Source organism: Acetobacterium wieringae, from assembly GCF_023700225.1.
Classification (GTDB): Bacteria; Bacillota; Clostridia; order Eubacteriales; family Eubacteriaceae; genus Acetobacterium; species Acetobacterium wieringae.
In genome coordinates this window covers 3,180,369-3,194,453 of the sequence record NZ_CP097897.1, presented here as the reverse complement: position 1 = coordinate 3,194,453, position 14,085 = coordinate 3,180,369, and the positions used below count along the sequence as shown (strand labels likewise).

The window sequence follows — 14,085 nt, the reverse complement described above, 5'->3', positions numbered from 1 at the left end:
CATGTCTACTGAATTAAGAATACAAAGCGGCGATCGGGTGTATTTACCGGTTGTTCAGGGCGATATCACACTCACCCGGGAGAAAAACAGTGTGTCTGTGTTGGAATTCAAACTGCTATCCGACAAGAAAAACCTTGAAATAGTTGAAGGGAATCTTGTTACCTTCACATCGGATGAAATTGAGCCAAAAGGAGAAATTCACAATCTTTTTAAAGGTTTTATATTTCGGCTCAGGCCCGATAAGAACGGTTTTATCAGCGTGACGGCTTACGATCAGATCAGGTACCTAAAAAACACAGATACCTATGTTTATGAAAATAAGACCCTAACAGAACTATTAAGAATGATTTGTGGCGATTGCCAGATCAAGGCGGGCGCTGACATTATGGCAACCGGTTATGTGATCCCTTCCCGGATCGAAGAACAAAAAGCGTATCTTGACATGGTTGTGTCGGGTATTCAACTAACACAGCAAAATGCCGGGAAAGAATACATTCTTTGGGATAATTTCGGGGAGGTGGCCCTTCACGATACAGAATTTCATAAAGTACCGATGGTGATCGGAAATGATACCGCCGGGGATTTTGATTTTGAAACAAACATCGATGATGATACCTATAACCAGATTAAGCTTTTTAGGGAAAAAGACGACGGTACCCGTGAAGTGTTTGTAAAATCGAATCCCGCGAGGATAAAACAGTGGGGGCTGTTGCAGTATAGCGACACCCTGACCGACGAAGAAAACGGCGATAACAAAGCAGAGATTTTGCTAAAGCAAAAAGAATGGAACAAGATAACCCTGAGGATGATTGATTGCTTCGGTGATGCCAGAGTCAGGGGCGGATCAAGTGTGGTAATCAATCTGGATACTTACGCCAATATGGGGTTTGCCTATAACGGTATAACCTACCATGGTTGGATGATGGTTACGAAAGTAACTCATCGATTTAAAACCGGGTTCCATGTAATGGATCTCGATCTGGAAGGAGGATTTGAACATGGCTGATCTGGTTGAGGCTTTAAGACAATTATCGGCTGATACAGGGGCGACCTTAAATCCGGTAATTAGTGCAACGGGGGTGGTGGTTTCCGCTGATCCGTTAAAAATTCAAATTGACCAAAAAACAACGCTGCTGGAATCAATGCTGAGGTTGACCAATGCAGTCAAAGACCACACTACTGATATGGCTATACCGGGGGTTGGCTTAGTGACCGTTTCGGTTGCTAGTGCCTTAAAGGTCGGGGAATCTGTTTTTATGGTTCGGGACCAGGGCGGCCAAAAATATACCGTGATAGATAGGACGTGAAATAATGCTACCTGAATATAATAATGCAGTAACAATAGATACTGAGGTTTTGCCCTCCAAGACTTTTTCGATTGATGAAAACGCCGGGATGATTGACAATCTGGAAGCAGTAAAACAAGCAGTCGATATCATTCTCGATGTCAATCGTTTTGAGTCGCCAATACTACCATGGAGTTTCGGTAATGAAATGCGGAACCTGATCGGTGAACCGATGGACTTTGCGGCCATTGAGTCGGAGCGATATATTAAAGAAGCACTGAAACAGGATGACCGCATAACTGATGTGGTTGATTTTGAATTTACAGAAAACGGCGGGGCCTTATTGGCGTCCTACCGCGTTGTGACGATATACGGCGACTTTACAAGAGAAACAGAGGTGAGTTTATAAATGTATGAAGATCAAACCCTCGAGGTTATAATGGCCCGAAAACTGGCAAAGGCAAAGGAGATCGACCCCACGGTGGATACCAGAACAGGCTCTTTAATTTACCTGACGTCTGCTATCGATGCTGCGGAGCAAGCCCAGCTTTACATTGAGCTGGACACGGTTTTAAATATCGCCTTTGCTGACACCGCGCCTAGAGAATATCTGATTAAGCGGGCAGCTGAACGAGGGATATATCCCACTCCTGCAGAACCAACCAAAGCAATTCTAAAAGGGCTGTTTACACCCGATACGCTGGAAATTACCATCGGTACACGGTTTAGGGGTGCCACCCTGAATTATGCCATAACCGAAGAAATAAGCGCCGGACTGTATAAGCTTGAGTGTGAAACAGGCGGGGTTGCTGGAAACCAATATCTGGGCGACCTGGTACCAGTTCTAAACGTCCCCGGATTGGCGACCTGTCAATTGACAGAGGTTTTGATCCCCGGGGAAGATGTGGAAGATACCGAGGTTTTCCGGGCGAGATATAAGGCGTCTTTTAACTCTAATTCGTTTGGTGGCAACGTGGCAGAATACATCGAGAAAGTGAACGCCATCACAGGAGTTGGCGGCGTTAAAGTGTACCCAGTTTGGGCTGGTGGCGGTACGGTGAAATGCACGATTATTAATTCCAGTTATGGCGTTCCGTCAGCGGAACTGATTGCAGCGGTGCAACTGGCCGTTGACCCGGTGCCATTGGCGGGGCTGGGAGCCGGAACTGCGCCGATCGATCACACCGTTACGATAACCGGCGTGACGGATACCGATATCGATATCGTAACTACCATCACCTACGAGGACGGCTGGAACTTTGCCGCGGTTGAACCATCCATAAATGCGGCGATTGACGCCTATTTGCTTGAATTAAACCAGACATGGCAAAGCACCAAGACATTCTCCACAAACACCGGTTTAATTGTGAGGATTTCGCAAATTGAAACCCGGTTATTAAACATAACGGGGATTTTAGACATTGGCGGGACAACCATCAACGGTGTGGCTGCAAATTTGACACTGGGCGTTGATTCAATTGCAGTTCGAGGTACGATCAGTGGCTAGGGATTTGACAAAATACGTTCTGGATAAATTCCAGGATGATAAACAATTTGCAGTAGTCGTTGGAATGGAGACCCCTGAAATAGAAGATTTGTGGGAAGGATGTGACAATATCCGAAACGATCTATTTATTGAGTCGCTGACCGCCGCTGGAGCTGCCAGAAACGAGGGGATCATGGGTCTTAAGGTTAAGGCTACGGACTCTTTGGAGGTGCGGCGATTCAGGATTGCGGCAAAGAATAATGAGCAGTTACCTTATTCGTTTAATATCATTGATCAGCAATTAGAGACGCTTTGCGGGGCTGATGGCTATAGCTTTTCAGTTGATTATGCGGCTCGTGAAATAGCGGTAAGAGTGGCATTAACGGCCAAGGGGATGTACGATGAAATAGAAAATCTGTTATTGCGAATCAGGCCGGCAAACATGGTGGTTGATTTGAGCCTGCTTTACAACCAAAACAAAACCCTCCACCCATTCACAAACGCCCAATTATCGGCGTATACAAACAATCAATTAAGAAATGAGGTGATATCGTAATGGAGACATTAACGCCAAATTACGGATTACGAAAACAGGATGAGGATGAGTTTTATTCCGAGACGATAAATAGTGACAATATGGATATTATTGATTCCGAACTGAAAGAAAATGCTGATAATATCGCCACCATCGATACCCGCCTAGACAACAAAGAAATCCTCAACGCCGTCACCCTCACCGCCGCCGGGTGGTCTGCTTCAGCGCCCTACACCCAGACCGTAGCGGTCACCGGCATAACCGCCGGACGATTGCCGGATAAGATCATACCGCAATATTCAGCGACAACGGCAACGGCGATTTCGCAAAGAGAAGCATATTGCATGATTAGTCATTATGACACCGGGTCCGGAACGATCACATTCACCTGTTTAGAAGACAAGCTGACCGTGGATATTCCATTGCAGATCGTGGGGGTGTGATATGAGAGGAATATTGAATGGGCAAAGCGGCGGTGCGAAAATAAACGGCATCGTCGAGGAGTACATTGTCCAAGCAGGATCAACCATTTCGGCCGGTGATTTTGTCGATTTTGTTTATTCATTTACTAATACAGATGTTAATCTCTATATTGATAAACAAACGACGTATATTACAGCTATTGCATTAAGTGAGACAAGTGTTTTTGTTGCCTATACTGATAACACAACAGGTTATGGCGAAGCGGTAATAATAACCATCAGTGGCGATGCAATTACATTAGGCACGCCAGTTATTTTTAGATCACTAGCAATTAGCGTTTTAAAATCAGTTAAAATGAGTGAAACATCAATATTAATTGTTTTTAGGAATAATTCATCGCAGTATCAACAAGCAATTGTGTTATCAATAAATGGAAACATTATAACGGCAGGTACAGCTATTGATTATACAACTATGGGTTTAACCTCAACTGAGCATTCTGTTGTCAGACTAACAGATACAAGAGCGATTGTTCTATATCGGCGTGGTACAGGAGGCCTTTATGGTGTTATATTAACGTTAAATGGGACAGCAATAAGCAAAAGTGCAGATTTGCTATATTCTTCATCAATAGTTCAGGCGGTATCAGCGGTTGCTATTGATGAAAGCAGAGTTTTTCTAGCATTCAGTCTTAACTCAGCTAATGTTAAAGCTGTCGTACTAACAGTCAGTGTAGATTCCTTTACTTATGGGACAGCCATAACATTATTAGCAACGACAATGGCAACTAATATAATTGAGTCTATTAAACTTAACTCCACGAGTATGTTTGTGGGATTTAGCACAAATGGATCTGGTTATGGTGTCGTTGTTACTATAAGTGGTACCGCATTGGTAGCAGGGCCATCAAGAATTTTTGCGGGAGATACATCATCCGCCATCAATACATTTTCATTGAGTTTACTATCTCAATCAAGAGTTCTAATAAGTTATTCTCTTACGGTAGGGTACTATGGGTGTGCAATTATGGCCCGAATATACAATGCTGAATTTATAACATATGATTCAACCTATGTTTTTTATGCAACGGCTCAAAACTTTGGTATTTCGGTGAAACTAAACAGCGGAAGAATATTAGAACTTTTTAGGAATAATTCAACATTAAAAGCTGGTAGTGTTTTTGTTGGCATTGCAAAATATGTCAAGGCAGCATTGTTGCAAAATAATATTTGTGGTGTTGCTAAGACCAAAGGTATTGAAAGTGAAACTATAAAAGCTTTTACATTATCAGAATAAAGGAGAAAGCAAATGAATATATTAACACGAAAAGAAGATGATGTAGTTGTCTACATCGCAAACACGACCGAAACGGTAAGCAATGGAATTTTAGTTGACAATTCTACGATTTTCGGGAACGCAAGTTTATACAATGTTTTTGAAAACGTGACGGTTCCAGAGGTCGTTACTTCACAAGCCTATAAATATACCAAAGCCGGTGGGTTTGTGAAAAATGAGAGTTATGTACCGTATATATCGCCGGAAGATAAAATCACAAAAATTGAGACGGAACTTCTCAACACTAAACTTGCCATGGCTGAATTGATTGAAATTATTGCGGGAGGAGGTGGAATAGCATGATCGTAAAAATGTATGCAGATTTGGTAGCGCTCGAACTTCGAGCTCTTACCGAAGCGGACGCAACAGCGTGGGGATGCCCTATGGTTCCGGCAGTATACCGGGTAAGAGTCACGGCAGAAATTGAAAGCCGTAAAACAGTCTAATAGGCTATTTTCCTATTGCTCAGGGACGGGGAACCGTCCCTATTTATTTGAAAGGGGACGGTTTATGAATGTAGACATTACAGTTGTGACAAGCCTAGTCTGTACGGTTGGTGGTTTTGTGCTCGCGTGGTTAGTATTCGGCAGGAATAAGACCAAAGATGACAAGGCCGAGGGGGCCAGCATTGCGACAATCACGTCCGATATGGGTTATATAAAATCAAGCGTAGACGGGATTGATAAGAAGCTGGAAAAGCAGGCCGACAAGCACATAGAGCTGCTTGAAAGGGTCTGTGACGTGGAAGCATCGGCAAAACAGGCGCATAAGCGTATTGATAGTTTGGAAGGAGAAATAAAATGAATCTAAAAGATGTAAAAACAGACGTATGGATCCGGTTGGTAGTGTTAATGTTGGCGCTGGTGAACCAGTTCCTGACCGCTTCCGGGCTAAACCCCATTGCAATTTCAGAAACAGAGATGTATGTCACACTGTCCGGGGTGGTGGCCATCTTTGCAGCCTTATGGGCAGCTTGGAAAAATAATAGCCTAACTGCATCGGCTCAACAATCGGATATTATGATGCAGAATCTGAAAGAAGCAGCAGTCAAAATTATATTAGATCAATCAAATCGACTGTTAGCTGAACAGGAAGAAGCGGTCAATGCTGCTGCCGAAAAGGCGGTGCAGTGATGGAAGCTATCTTAAACACCCTTCTTTACCAAGTGTATATGGAAAACTTCGGTTGGCAAGGTTGGGTCCAGGAGGGCCGCCTTGCTGGGATAATCGGACAAAGCTTGCGAATGGAAGCGATCCGGATCAAAGGTGTAAAGCGGTACCGGGTCCATGTTCAGAACATTGGGTGGATGGATTGGGTTAATGAGGGCGAAGTTGCCGGAACAATTGACAAGGCGCTGCGCATTGAAGCGATCGAGATTGAAGGCGAAAATATCAATTACCAGGTTCATATTCAGAACGATGGATGGTTAGATTTTGCCAGAGATGGAGAGACGGCCGGATCAGAAGCGCAGTCATTGCGAATTGAAGCAATCCGCTTGCTGAGATCACCAGAACCGATTAAGGTAGATAGTGCCGAAACATTTAAACCCGCCCCTGCCCCGGTAGTTGTTCCAGATCCGCCGAAAGTTGTTGCAATAGATCAACTGCGACTGCTAAAAGCGTTTAAGCTATATCTTGCTATTGGGCACGGCATTAGCCAGGATGGAAGCTGGGACTCCGGCTGCGTTGATGGGCCATACACTGAAGCAGCTCTGATGCTGGAACTTGGAAAAGTTGTTGTTGCAGATCTTCGCACCATGGGCTTCACTGTCCTTACAGATGCGGATCACGATAACAATAAAAACATCGCTGCTTGTGTGGCTGAAGCAAATAACTGGGGGGCGGATGCATATATTTCGCTTCATTGTGATTATAACCAGGCGCCGTCCGGAACGTTGCCGATCGCCTATCCTGGCAGCACTCAGGGCGTTCAGCTTGCAAACTTCATGATTGCAGCATGCCAGGAATACGGTTTAAAAACACGCGGTATTATCCAGCGTGATGACTGGGAAGTTGCTGATACAAACATGATTGCCTGTATATTCGAAACCGGATCGATCAGAGAGGATATCAAAACGCTGCAAGATGTTCAGAATTACGGAAATGCAATTGCAAAAGGCATTTGCAATTACGCAAATCAAGCAGCGTAAATTCGAGGCCACCTTCGGGTGGTCTTTTTTTATTTTTTGAATAAATAAAGCTTAATAGGGTAAAATTCTCATGAAAGCAAAAATTTATACTAAATTTAGTATTGACATTTTTATCGAGAACATATTTTACTGTTTAAAAAACTTGTCAAATAGTATTTTTTGTATTACAATTCGGGCATTGACAAATTATTCTGCTTTTGTCATGAGAAAAGATTATTTCATTCAATATGAGTTCTTATATTACTTAATACAAGTCTCAAAAGTGATTTATATTTGATTTTACATTATGTATTTTGATAACACGGGGTTTTGTATGCAACAAAATGTGAAAGTATACCACTGCAACGACAAAGTAAGATGCGAAAAATTTCTTCTAAATACGGATGAAATGATAATATCTCATGAAGAAGGAAGATGGTTGGGTAGCGGAATGTACTTTTGGGACAATCTTTCAAATGCTAAATATTGGTATTCGAATAAAAAAAGACAGCAAGGCTGAAGAATTCAAAATATTAAAGGGAAACCTAATTATCGAAAATATGTTAGATCTTACTGATTTAGACATATGTAAATCTGTTAGTTTGCTTTGGGATTTTTTAAAAAATAAACTAATCAAAGATCATCCGGAGCTCGAAAACAGCTTGAATAAGGCTGAATCTGGGAAGAAATTGAATTTAATTTTTTTACATATTGAAACGTATAAATTAAATTATGAAGTGATAAAGTGTGCAGCGAGATATCCTAAAACTCCGAAAAGTAATTTGTTTGAATATCATTTTGATGGTAATAAAAATAATTTTTGCGAAGTAACCACAGAGAACAAGATTATATATAATGCGAAAACTGAAAAATGTTTATTTGAATTTAGTGAAGAAATTATTGAGGTGTAAAATGAGTAGTGATATTTTAAGAAAAGCAATGGAAGAAATAAATAATTTTTCCTCAGAGAAATTAAATGAAATAAAAAATGATTTTTTGAAGATGGAAAGTGTAAATTACGATTGTGTAGAAGATATTGAATTAGTGTTTCCTTTTTCTACAGATGATCAAGCGCCGATCTGCAAAAAAATAAGAATTCCTTTTGGTACCTTGGAAAGCAAAACCACACTTAGTTATAATTTGGAAAGCAAAAAAAATGAGGGAATGGATATCCGAACGGATAAGGCGGCGTAGGTGGGTTGTTTATGGAATTAAAAACTAGTAAATTTCAATTTAGGTCACCGGTGCTTACAAATTTAGTATTTAAAATTAACGACGACTTTGACTCGAACAATTTTGACAGGCTTGGAGACATTGGGTCTGAGTTGAAAATTGATAGAGTAAATATCGATGAGGCTATTGCAAGTTTGACTTTGAAATTAGGAAGTAAGTGCGAAGATTATCCATTTTATATCGAAATAACAATGTCCGCGGATTGCAAATGGGCGGATTGTGATGACAGTGAAATAAGAGCTTTTCTTGAAATAAACATGTCTTCACTGCTAATGTCATACATGAGACCAATAGTTTCAAACATTACAAATAGTTCAAGGTATCCAGTATTGAATTTGCCATTTATTGATTTTTCAGAAGGTTATAAAGAAGAATGATTTGGAGACCGGCATAACCGCCGGTTTTTTTATTTGCAAAGAAAAGAGCCATCAAAAGACGGCTGATTTCCGATACTTCATTTTATAAAACTCATATTCCTGATCATCGATCACGCCGATCAGGTAGGCATACTCAGCAGCACCCAGTATCTTTGCGTCGGTATTTTTATCACGGACGATCTCGTTTTCTTGGACATAAATGGCTAAAAGCTCTTTCTTGTTCATTGTCTTTTCTCCTTTGAATTGCATAACAAAGCCATACTTTTGACTAAAAGTTCCCCAAAAGTTTCCCACAAGGGGCAAATTTGCGGATGTTTATCTATTGCCATTGAATATTTGGAATGGTATAATACTCGCATTGATTAGCGGTGCTTTTGGTAGAAATTTGTTATGGGCTGACTCCATCACTCGCAGGTTCGAATCCTGCTACCTCTGCCAAATGAAAGCTAACCTGCTTTTTAAGATACCTTAAAAAGCAGGTTTTGTTATATCTGTGCAGCTGGAAAGACCCGTTGCACAAAGTAATAATCAGGAGAACAAGATGACGGATCAGAAAATCAGCGCTTTTGATATTTATGAGTATTTGCCGCATACCAACTGTAAAAATTGTGGTGAAAATAACTGTATGGCCTTTGCTGAAAAACTGCTGCAGGGTAAAAAGAACATTGGCGGCTGTTCAGCCCTTAGAGGTGACCAGTATGAAAAAAACCGCCAGGAAATTCAGACACTCATGGATGTAACCAGAGACTAAAGAGCGGGCAGACAATCAGCATTGTTTGCCCGCTCTTATCTTTTTTAGTATAATCTAAATATCGCTACAAAGAAATGATCCCGACTCGCCTGATGAAGATTGACCTGTGGTAAGCGGGATTGCCCAACGAAAGAATCAGGTCAGCGAGGGAGAAGAAATGGAAAACCAAAAAAACCGGATTTTTATCGCCGATGTCCGCAGCTTATCTAAACCCCACCGTTTAGCAGCAGCCCTGAGGGCGGTATCAACAGAACGGCAGAAAAAAGCCCGGCGGTTAAAAACCCCGGCAGCCAAGGCGCTATCGGTGGGTGCTGAAATATTATTGCAAAAGGCTTTAGCGCAGAGTTATGGTATCGATGGACCACTTATGCTTTCGGCCGGAGCAGCTGGTAAACCATGGCTGGTTGATTATCCGGAGATTTGCTTTAATCTCTCCCATTCCTGCGATTATGTGGTCTGCGGTCTGGGTTCCCGACCGGTGGGGGTGGACATTCAAAAAATGGCTCAGCCGAAACTAAGGCTGGCTAAACGTTTTTTTGCCCCGAGTGAAGTAGACTGGCTCCTGACTTTGCCACAGGAAAAACAGCAGCAGGGTTTTTATGATCTCTGGGCGCTAAAAGAAGCGTATATGAAATACACTGGCAAGGGCTTTGCTTTACCGCTACATACTTTTGCGATCGATTGTCACCGGGAAACGGCAATAACCGCCGCAACGGCTAGCATCTTTGAAGGGGATAGAATATCCGTGGTGATTAAAAATTATCCGGAGCTGGAAGGTTATGTTATCTGGGCTGTCACGGATACAGGTGCTTTTCAGGAGTGTCTGGAATGGATCACATTATAGGAGCGAATTAATGGGAATATCAACAAATCAAAAGGAAAAACTGCAAACCCTGTTCATTACCTTTTTTAAAATCGGTCTGTTCACCTTTGGTGGCGGTTATGCGATGATCCCACTGATCGAATACGAAACAGTCGAACGGCATCGGTGGATAAAAAGCGAGGATATTCTGGATATTTTTGCCATCGCCGAAGCCACCCCCGGAGTCATTGCCATCAATACGGCAACCTTTGTTGGTTACAAAGTGGCTGGTTTTTGGGGTTCGTTTTTGGCAACCCTTGGGGTGGTGATTCCGTCCTTTACAATTATCAGTGTAATTGCTCTGTTCTTCCAGGAGTTTCAAAGCCTGGAATGGGTAGGGTATGCCTTTAAAGGGATTCGGGCCGGGGTTATTGTGTTAATTCTGGGGGCGGTGGTTAAAATGGGCAAAAAGGGGGAGTACACACCCCTGACGGTGCTGATTTTGATGCTGGCCTTTTGTCTAGCTTCCTTTACTGACATCAGTGTCATTTACCTGTTACTGGGTGGTGCTGTAACGGGGCTTTTTTATCAGGTCTGGTTAAACCGAAAACAAGCGGATGATAAACGTGATGAGGTGAAAAAATGATGTATCTCGATTTATTTATCACCTTTTTCAAAATCGGATTGTTTACCATCGGCGGCGGTTATGCGATGATTCCCTTGATTCAGCAGGAAGTGGTGGCTCACGGATGGCTGACGCTATTGGAGCTGACTGATTTTATTGCCGTGGCGGAATCGACCCCGGGGCCCTTTGCGGTAAATATTGCCACCTTTGTGGGCATGGAAATGGGGGGGCTTCCGGGAGCACTGACCACCACCACGGCGGTGGTGTTGCCTTCATTTATCATTATTTTGCTGATTGCCAAAGCGTTTACCAACTTTCAGCAGAACAAATGGGTGCAGGGCGCTCTTTATGGAATGCGACCGGTGGTAATCGGGTTGATTGCCTCGGCAGTATTGCTGCTGATGTCCAGTGGGTTTATTGGTCATGAGGCCAAAATTCACTCGGTCAGCGATTTCTTTGCCAGTCTCCAATATCTGGAAATTATTATTTTTAGTATTGGTGTCTTTGTCTATTTCCGCTACAAACTCCATCCGATCAAACTGATTCTGATCTCTGCGGCCTTGGGGATGTTGTTTTTGGGGTAGTGCCGATGTTTTATTAGGTACCGAGATCTACTGCTATGCAGTAGATCTTATTTTTTGTCAAAAACGCCGATGCGATTTTGGCAGAAATGACTTAAGGAATAATTAAAAGGGTGTGATGATCACAGAAACATCACAAAAGCATGATATATTAATGAAATTGACACAAAGATGTCATAATCGCCTGCTATGATAAATAAAAAAGGAGGAATTGAGATGACTGTTATCATTAATGTATTAACGGCCTGGCTAAGCGTCATTTTTGCCGCTTTGTTGGCCATCATCTACTTATTGCGAATTGTCAATAAGGGCACCAGAAAAAATGAATTCATCGCAAAAATCAATCGAAATTTGAGAAATTCACATAAAACCATGGGAATCGCTTTTGTGATCACCGCCTGTGTTCATGGGTTCTTTTCCTCGGGAGCAATTCTGTCATTTAACTTTGGAACCCTCTGTATGGTCATGGGAGTTCTGTTGGGACTAACCTATTTTCTCAGAAAAATGCTGCGGGGTAAGTGTGCCTGGATTAAACCGCACCGCTGGTTAACCGTGGTACTGATTGTTTTTCTGGGGGTTCATCTTTGGGAGGTTGGCGGAATCATGGGCCCAGAAGCTTTTTTTAACAGTTCGTTAAAGGAAGTGGAGGCTTCGGTGGAAAAATTATATGGCACAAAAACGGTTTCGGCGACAGCCGCTGATCAGGGCAATTCCGTAACCACAGAAAATTCCAGTTCGTCGACAATGAAAAGCACCCCGGTAACGACACCGGATGCCTCGGTGACCGATACGGTGGTGACCAAAGCCAATCTATTTTTGGGCAGCGTCGATTTGCAGGATGGCACCTATACCGGGGTGGCCGAAGGTTACGGACCGGAGCTGACCGTTAGTGTGACGGTGGCTGAAAATGTGATTACTGATGTGTCGGTGGTTTCTCATAATGAAAACAATGTCAAATATTATGGCAAGGCCATTGATGCGGTACCGGCCGCCATCATTGCCGCCCAGACTCCGCTGGTTGATACCGTTTCCGGGGCAACCTACACCTCAACGGGAATTATGCAGGCTGTTATCAATGCGCTGGAGCCAGCCGTGATTTCGGGAACCTTACCCAGCCTGTAAGATGGTAAAGTTGATGTTAGTCACCACGAATAAAAAATCAGAATAACCTGTTTAGACAATTGAAAGTCTTTTCAGTTGTGGTCATAAACGACAAGACACCCCTGTTCTTTAAGTTTCTTAATGAATGAAATTTAAAGAACAGGGGTGTTTTTTAATATAAAATTATTTCAATATTTAGGCAAAAAGAGGGTAACAATATTTAAAAAGCGCAATTTGAGTTTAGTTAAAAAATTTTAAGGAGGGTCAGACATGCCGAAAATGTCAAATATTGAAACGATCAAACAGAGGGAACAGCCCACTCTGGTTATTCGAACGATTACCAGGGTCGAAGAATTGCCGCAGTTAATCGGTGAGAGCTACGGAAAGATTGTTGCCTATCTCAACGAGATCGGGGAATTGATGACTGATGTACCATTTGTTGCTTATCATAACATGGATATGCAGCAACTTGATGTAGAAATCGGATTTCCGGTCGCCAAACCATTTCCCGGACAGGGCGATGTCAAACCGGGCCTGATTCCGGAAGGAAAAATCATCTTTTGTATGTATCGGGGGCCTTACGCTGAAATGGAACCGGTTTATGGGGAGATGGCACAATGGTTTGAGACCAATCACTGTCAACCGGAAGGAATTGCCTACGAATATTATTATAATGATCCCGCGTTTCCGGAAAGTGAATGGCTCACTAAAATTGTAATGCCGATTAAAGAATGAGTGATCAGTTTTACAAAGGGTAAACTGATCTGTCAAAAAATGTCAACTCGCATGTTTTTGCCAGACAAAAGCTCTTTTTTTTACCAGGGCATTGGTTTGACATAGCATGACTAATTCTATACAGGAGGAAGAAAGATGAAATTTGAATTAAGAGATTGGAAACTGGATGATGCGGAAAATTTGGTTCGCTATGCCAATAACCCCAAGGTTGCCTGCTTCTTGCGAAACTCGTTTCCATCACCCTACACGTTGGATGATGCCCATATGTTTATTGACCAGTGTATGCACCGTGACCAGACCAAACAGTCAATTAAAGCCATTGTCATTGACAATGAACCGATTGGTTCGGTAGGATTGCTGCTGCAGGATGATGTCAGCTGCAAGACGGCCGAATTGGGGTATTGGTTGGGCGAACCTTTCTGGGGAAAAGGGATTATGACCAAAGCGATTATGCAAACCTGTGAAAATGGTTTTGCCAATTTTGATATTTTTAGAATCTATAGTCGTCCTTTCGTTGATAATATCGGTTCCCGAAGAGCGCTGGAAAAGGCAGGCTTCCAGCTGGAAGGAATCTGTAAGAAAGCGATATTCAAAAACGGTAAGATCACTGACTATTGCATGTATGCCCTGATTAAATAAATAGAATAATAAAATGGCAAAAAGATGCTGGATGAGGTAAAAATCATT

The 14,085-nt window shown here is 42.4% G+C and carries 23 protein-coding genes; 22 read left to right on the top strand and 1 reads right to left on the bottom strand.

Annotated elements, in window-relative coordinates; all coding sequences use genetic code 11:
* The first annotated feature begins 1 nt into the window (after position 1).
* From CHL1_RS15660 to CHL1_RS15590, 15 genes are all read left to right on the top strand, one after another.
* The gene (locus CHL1_RS15660) at positions 2–1,006 is read left to right on the top strand and encodes an XkdQ/YqbQ family protein (protein ID WP_250933945.1); all 1,005 of its coding nucleotides are present in this window, start codon (positions 2–4) and stop codon (positions 1,004–1,006) included.
* Positions 999–1,307, top strand: a complete 309-nt coding sequence (locus CHL1_RS15655; protein ID WP_250933942.1) for a DUF2577 domain-containing protein — start codon at positions 999–1,001, stop codon at positions 1,305–1,307. The genes CHL1_RS15660 and CHL1_RS15655 overlap by 8 nt, the downstream gene beginning before the upstream one ends.
* Positions 1,308–1,311: 4 nt before the next feature.
* A complete protein-coding gene (locus CHL1_RS15650) occupies positions 1,312–1,695 on the top strand; it encodes a DUF2634 domain-containing protein (RefSeq protein WP_250933940.1) in 384 nt (127 codons plus the stop codon).
* Positions 1,696–2,793 (top strand): baseplate J/gp47 family protein, encoded by a 1,098-nt coding sequence (locus tag CHL1_RS15645; RefSeq protein ID WP_250933938.1) that lies wholly within the window; start codon positions 1,696–1,698, stop codon positions 2,791–2,793.
* The gene (locus CHL1_RS15640; protein WP_250933936.1) at positions 2,786–3,328 is read left to right on the top strand and encodes a putative phage tail protein; all 543 of its coding nucleotides are present in this window, start codon (positions 2,786–2,788) and stop codon (positions 3,326–3,328) included. Before CHL1_RS15645 ends, CHL1_RS15640 begins: the two co-directional genes overlap by 8 nt.
* Complete coding sequence (locus CHL1_RS15635) at positions 3,328–3,750, top strand: hypothetical protein (protein WP_250933935.1); 423 nt, start codon at positions 3,328–3,330, stop codon at positions 3,748–3,750. The genes CHL1_RS15640 and CHL1_RS15635 overlap by 1 nt, the downstream gene beginning before the upstream one ends.
* 1 nt (position 3,751) lies before the next feature.
* Positions 3,752–5,026, top strand: coding sequence for a hypothetical protein (locus CHL1_RS15630; RefSeq protein WP_250933933.1), 1,275 nt, complete (start codon positions 3,752–3,754; stop codon positions 5,024–5,026).
* A 12-nt stretch (positions 5,027–5,038) separates the two neighbouring features.
* Entirely contained in the window at positions 5,039–5,368 is a 330-nt protein-coding gene (locus tag CHL1_RS15625; RefSeq protein WP_250933922.1) for a hypothetical protein, read from the top strand.
* The gene (locus CHL1_RS15620) at positions 5,365–5,511 is read left to right on the top strand and encodes a CD1375 family protein (protein WP_250933921.1); all 147 of its coding nucleotides are present in this window, start codon (positions 5,365–5,367) and stop codon (positions 5,509–5,511) included. Before CHL1_RS15625 ends, CHL1_RS15620 begins: the two co-directional genes overlap by 4 nt.
* A 64-nt stretch (positions 5,512–5,575) precedes the next feature.
* Complete coding sequence (locus CHL1_RS15615; RefSeq protein ID WP_250933919.1) at positions 5,576–5,869, top strand: hypothetical protein; 294 nt, start codon at positions 5,576–5,578, stop codon at positions 5,867–5,869.
* Positions 5,866–6,198, top strand: coding sequence for a phage holin (locus CHL1_RS15610; protein WP_250933917.1), 333 nt, complete (start codon positions 5,866–5,868; stop codon positions 6,196–6,198). Before CHL1_RS15615 ends, CHL1_RS15610 begins: the two co-directional genes overlap by 4 nt.
* Complete coding sequence (locus CHL1_RS15605) at positions 6,198–7,214, top strand: N-acetylmuramoyl-L-alanine amidase (protein WP_250933916.1); 1,017 nt, start codon at positions 6,198–6,200, stop codon at positions 7,212–7,214. The genes CHL1_RS15610 and CHL1_RS15605 overlap by 1 nt, the downstream gene beginning before the upstream one ends.
* Before the next feature lie 401 nt (positions 7,215–7,615).
* Positions 7,616–8,104: a hypothetical protein gene (locus CHL1_RS15600; RefSeq protein WP_250933914.1), complete on the top strand. Its 489-nt coding sequence runs from the start codon at positions 7,616–7,618 to the stop codon at positions 8,102–8,104.
* A gap of 1 nt (position 8,105) precedes the next feature.
* Entirely contained in the window at positions 8,106–8,387 is a 282-nt protein-coding gene (locus CHL1_RS15595) for a hypothetical protein (RefSeq protein WP_250933912.1), read from the top strand.
* Positions 8,388–8,398: 11 nt separating this feature from the next.
* On the top strand, positions 8,399–8,803 hold the full coding sequence (locus tag CHL1_RS15590; protein WP_250933911.1) for a protein-export chaperone SecB: 405 nt from the start codon (positions 8,399–8,401) through the stop codon (positions 8,801–8,803).
* A 51-nt stretch (positions 8,804–8,854) separates the two neighbouring features.
* On the opposite strand, the gene CHL1_RS15585 is transcribed toward CHL1_RS15590, so the two are convergent.
* The gene (locus CHL1_RS15585; protein WP_250933909.1) at positions 8,855–9,028 is read right to left on the bottom strand and encodes a hypothetical protein; all 174 of its coding nucleotides are present in this window, start codon (positions 9,026–9,028) and stop codon (positions 8,855–8,857) included.
* 316 nt (positions 9,029–9,344) lie between these two features.
* Here CHL1_RS15585 and CHL1_RS15580 point away from each other — a divergent pair, with 316 nt between their 5' ends.
* The 7 genes from CHL1_RS15580 (at position 9,345) to CHL1_RS15550 (ending at position 14,037) form a co-directional block, all read left to right on the top strand.
* On the top strand, positions 9,345–9,554 hold the full coding sequence (locus CHL1_RS15580; RefSeq protein ID WP_250933907.1) for a (Fe-S)-binding protein: 210 nt from the start codon (positions 9,345–9,347) through the stop codon (positions 9,552–9,554).
* A 157-nt stretch (positions 9,555–9,711) separates the two neighbouring features.
* Positions 9,712–10,398 (top strand): 4'-phosphopantetheinyl transferase family protein, encoded by a 687-nt coding sequence (locus tag CHL1_RS15575; protein ID WP_250933905.1) that lies wholly within the window; start codon positions 9,712–9,714, stop codon positions 10,396–10,398.
* 10 nt (positions 10,399–10,408) lie between these two features.
* Positions 10,409–11,002 carry a chromate transporter gene (locus CHL1_RS15570; RefSeq protein ID WP_250933903.1) on the top strand — a complete coding sequence of 198 codons (594 nt, stop codon included), beginning with the start codon at positions 10,409–10,411 and terminating at the stop codon, positions 11,000–11,002.
* A complete protein-coding gene (locus tag CHL1_RS15565) occupies positions 10,999–11,565 on the top strand; it encodes a chromate transporter (protein WP_250933901.1) in 567 nt (188 codons plus the stop codon). The genes CHL1_RS15570 and CHL1_RS15565 overlap by 4 nt, the downstream gene beginning before the upstream one ends.
* Positions 11,566–11,778: 213 nt before the next feature.
* The gene (locus CHL1_RS15560; protein WP_250933899.1) at positions 11,779–12,684 is read left to right on the top strand and encodes an FMN-binding protein; all 906 of its coding nucleotides are present in this window, start codon (positions 11,779–11,781) and stop codon (positions 12,682–12,684) included.
* 249 nt (positions 12,685–12,933) lie between these two features.
* Positions 12,934–13,398, top strand: coding sequence for a GyrI-like domain-containing protein (locus CHL1_RS15555; RefSeq protein WP_250933897.1), 465 nt, complete (start codon positions 12,934–12,936; stop codon positions 13,396–13,398).
* A 135-nt stretch (positions 13,399–13,533) separates the two neighbouring features.
* Complete coding sequence (locus CHL1_RS15550) at positions 13,534–14,037, top strand: GNAT family N-acetyltransferase (protein ID WP_070370999.1); 504 nt, start codon at positions 13,534–13,536, stop codon at positions 14,035–14,037.
* The last annotated feature ends 48 nt before the right edge of the window (positions 14,038–14,085 follow it).

Coding starts and splice junctions, on each gene's coding strand:
- CHL1_RS15660 (WP_250933945.1), top strand. CDS start 2: ATGTCTACTGAATTAAGAATACAAAGCGGCGATCGGGTGTATTTACCG.
- CHL1_RS15655 (WP_250933942.1), top strand. CDS start 999: ATGGCTGATCTGGTTGAGGCTTTAAGACAATTATCGGCTGATACAGGG.
- CHL1_RS15650 (WP_250933940.1), top strand. CDS start 1,312: ATGCTACCTGAATATAATAATGCAGTAACAATAGATACTGAGGTTTTG.
- CHL1_RS15645 (WP_250933938.1), top strand. CDS start 1,696: ATGTATGAAGATCAAACCCTCGAGGTTATAATGGCCCGAAAACTGGCA.
- CHL1_RS15635 (WP_250933935.1), top strand. CDS start 3,328: ATGGAGACATTAACGCCAAATTACGGATTACGAAAACAGGATGAGGAT.
- CHL1_RS15630 (WP_250933933.1), top strand. CDS start 3,752: ATGAGAGGAATATTGAATGGGCAAAGCGGCGGTGCGAAAATAAACGGC.
- CHL1_RS15625 (WP_250933922.1), top strand. CDS start 5,039: ATGAATATATTAACACGAAAAGAAGATGATGTAGTTGTCTACATCGCA.
- CHL1_RS15620 (WP_250933921.1), top strand. CDS start 5,365: ATGATCGTAAAAATGTATGCAGATTTGGTAGCGCTCGAACTTCGAGCT.
- CHL1_RS15615 (WP_250933919.1), top strand. CDS start 5,576: ATGAATGTAGACATTACAGTTGTGACAAGCCTAGTCTGTACGGTTGGT.
- CHL1_RS15610 (WP_250933917.1), top strand. CDS start 5,866: ATGAATCTAAAAGATGTAAAAACAGACGTATGGATCCGGTTGGTAGTG.
- CHL1_RS15605 (WP_250933916.1), top strand. CDS start 6,198: ATGGAAGCTATCTTAAACACCCTTCTTTACCAAGTGTATATGGAAAAC.
- CHL1_RS15600 (WP_250933914.1), top strand. CDS start 7,616: ATGAAGAAGGAAGATGGTTGGGTAGCGGAATGTACTTTTGGGACAATC.
- CHL1_RS15595 (WP_250933912.1), top strand. CDS start 8,106: ATGAGTAGTGATATTTTAAGAAAAGCAATGGAAGAAATAAATAATTTT.
- CHL1_RS15590 (WP_250933911.1), top strand. CDS start 8,399: ATGGAATTAAAAACTAGTAAATTTCAATTTAGGTCACCGGTGCTTACA.
- CHL1_RS15585 (WP_250933909.1), bottom strand. CDS start 9,028: ATGAACAAGAAAGAGCTTTTAGCCATTTATGTCCAAGAAAACGAGATC.
- CHL1_RS15580 (WP_250933907.1), top strand. CDS start 9,345: ATGACGGATCAGAAAATCAGCGCTTTTGATATTTATGAGTATTTGCCG.
- CHL1_RS15575 (WP_250933905.1), top strand. CDS start 9,712: ATGGAAAACCAAAAAAACCGGATTTTTATCGCCGATGTCCGCAGCTTA.
- CHL1_RS15570 (WP_250933903.1), top strand. CDS start 10,409: ATGGGAATATCAACAAATCAAAAGGAAAAACTGCAAACCCTGTTCATT.
- CHL1_RS15565 (WP_250933901.1), top strand. CDS start 10,999: ATGATGTATCTCGATTTATTTATCACCTTTTTCAAAATCGGATTGTTT.
- CHL1_RS15560 (WP_250933899.1), top strand. CDS start 11,779: ATGACTGTTATCATTAATGTATTAACGGCCTGGCTAAGCGTCATTTTT.
- CHL1_RS15555 (WP_250933897.1), top strand. CDS start 12,934: ATGCCGAAAATGTCAAATATTGAAACGATCAAACAGAGGGAACAGCCC.
- CHL1_RS15550 (WP_070370999.1), top strand. CDS start 13,534: ATGAAATTTGAATTAAGAGATTGGAAACTGGATGATGCGGAAAATTTG.